General features: G+C 59.0%; 2 protein-coding genes. One reads left to right on the top strand and one right to left on the bottom strand.

From position 1 onward, the window contains the following. Positions 1-78: 78 nt before the first annotated feature. The gene (locus ACRESJ_RS24220; RefSeq protein WP_095945179.1) at positions 79-819 is read right to left on the bottom strand and encodes a phosphoadenylyl-sulfate reductase; all 741 of its coding nucleotides are present in this window, start codon (positions 817-819) and stop codon (positions 79-81) included. Between the two features lie 163 nt (positions 820-982). On the opposite strand from ACRESJ_RS24220, the gene thrH reads away from it, so the two are divergent. Then, on the top strand, positions 983-1,600 hold the full coding sequence (gene thrH / locus ACRESJ_RS24215) for a bifunctional phosphoserine phosphatase/homoserine phosphotransferase ThrH (protein WP_431760163.1): 618 nt from the start codon (positions 983-985) through the stop codon (positions 1,598-1,600). The last annotated feature ends 20 nt before the right edge of the window (positions 1,601-1,620 follow it).

Here is a 1,620-nt window from a genome sequence, read left to right as displayed (position 1 = left end):
TCAGTAGACACAGTGTTAGATGACACACCGCCTTCGCGAGCAAGCCCGCTCCCACATTGGATGTCTCAAGGCTGAATATCAGGCCTTCGACTTGCTAATGATATTCCCCGCATGCAACCCGCACTCTTTCTGCGTCGCTTCTTCCCACCACCAGCGGCCTTCACGCTCATGCTGGTTCGGCAGCACCGGGCGGGTGCAGGGTTCGCAGCCGATGCTGATGAAACCGCGCTCGTGCAGGCTGTTGTACGGCAGCTCCAGCATGCGGATGTAGCCCCAGATCTCTTCGCTGGTCATTTGTGCCAGCGGGTTGAATTTGTACAGGGTGCGCTCCGGGGTCGAGAACGCGGTGTCGATCTCCATCACCGCGACGGCGCTGCGGGTGCCTGGGCTCTGGTCGCGGCGCTGGCCGGTGGCCCACGCCTTTACGCCCGAAAGCTTGCGACGCAGTGGCTCGATCTTGCGGATGCCGCAGCATTCGCCGTGGCCGTCCTTGTAGAAACTGAACAGGCCCTTTTCCTTCACGAAGGGTTCGAGCTTGGTGTGGTCCGGTGACACCAGTTCGATGTCGATCTTGTAGTGCTCGCGCACCTGATCGATGAAGCGGTAGGTCTCGGGGTGCAGGCGGCCAGTGTCGAGGCTGAACACCTTGACGTTCTTGTTCAGCTTCCAGGCCATGTCTACCAGCACCACGTCTTCGGCGCCGCTGAAAGATATCCACAGGTCATCGCCAAACTCGGCGAACGCGAGTTTCAGGATGTCCTGGGCAGATTTGTTGGCATAGGTCGTGGCGAGTTCCACGACGTCGAACGTTGGGCTCATCAGGGCGGCTTCCTACAGGTCGGTGGCGCTGGGCGCTCTATATGGGGCCGATGGTAACAAAAAGCTGCGTCGGTCGGGGCGTCCTCTGCGTTGCGCGGTCGGGGAGGAGTCGCTAGAGTTCGGCCTCGCTCGACTCAATAAACAATACAAATGGGAGTGTCTTGTGGAAATTGCCTGTCTGGATCTTGAAGGTGTACTGGTCCCGGAAATCTGGATCGCTTTCGCCGAAAAAACCGGGATCGAATCCCTCAGGGCCACCACCCGGGACATTCCTGACTACGACGTGCTGATGAAACAGCGCCTGCGCATTCTCGACGAGCACGGTCTGAAGCTCGCCGATATCCAGGAAGTGATCGCCACCCTCAAGCCGCTGGACGGTGCTGTCGAGTTCGTCAACTGGCTGCGTGAGCGCTTCCAGGTGGTGATTCTGTCGGACACCTTCTACGAGTTCTCCCAACCGCTGATGCGTCAGCTGGGTTTCCCGACCTTGCTCTGCCATCGTCTGATTACCGACGATACCGGGCGGGTGACGAGCTATCAGCTGCGCCAGAAAGATCCCAAGCGTCAGTCCGTTTTGGCGTTCAAGAGCCTGTACTACCGGGTGATCGCCGCAGGGGATTCCTATAACGACACCACCATGCTGGGCGAGGCGGATGCGGGGATTTTGTTCCATGCACCGGACAATGTGATCGCCGAGTTCCCGCAGTTCCCGGCGGTGCACACGTTTGAAGCGTTGAAGCAGGAGTTCATCAAGGCTTCGAATCGCACCCTGAGCCTGTAAACACATCCCCTGTGTAGGAG

This window comes from Pseudomonas sp. (genome assembly GCF_050739655.1).
Taxonomy (GTDB): domain Bacteria; phylum Pseudomonadota; class Gammaproteobacteria; order Pseudomonadales; family Pseudomonadaceae; genus Aquipseudomonas.
The sequence above is the reverse complement of the archived record's forward strand: the minus strand, read 5'-3'. Positions and strand labels throughout refer to the sequence as shown.

What these genes read in the sequence shown, in the direction of transcription:
- ACRESJ_RS24220 (WP_095945179.1), bottom strand. Translation starts at nt 819, where the DNA reads ATGAGCCCAACGTTCGACGTCGTGGAACTCGCCACGACCTATGCCAAC.